The 206-nt window shown below is 40.8% G+C and carries 1 protein-coding gene; it reads right to left on the bottom strand.

Going from position 1 to position 206, the window contains the following annotated elements:
• The coding region (locus DVW83_RS15135; RefSeq protein WP_161569469.1) for a hypothetical protein at positions 1 to 206 on the bottom strand (206 nt) is incomplete at both ends.

Raw genomic sequence — 206 nt, 5'->3', positions numbered from 1 at the left:
TTCTCACTTCGGTCTTTTTGACGTTGTTGCACCGCTTTTTTCAATTCCTCTTCAAAGCTTCCGTTTCTTACATTTGCCCCTGAAAACGGTCTTGGCGTTGGGCCTTCAACTATTTTATCTACTAGACCTTTCTCACTTCGGTCTTTTTGACGTTGTTGCACCGCTTTTTTTAATTCATCTTCAAAGCTTCCGTTTCTTACATTTGC

The organism is Enterococcus sp. VV15, from assembly GCF_005236045.1.
GTDB classification, from domain to species: Bacteria; Bacillota; Bacilli; order Lactobacillales; family Enterococcaceae; genus Enterococcus_B; species Enterococcus_B durans.
This window is presented reverse-complemented; position numbering and strand designations above follow the sequence as displayed.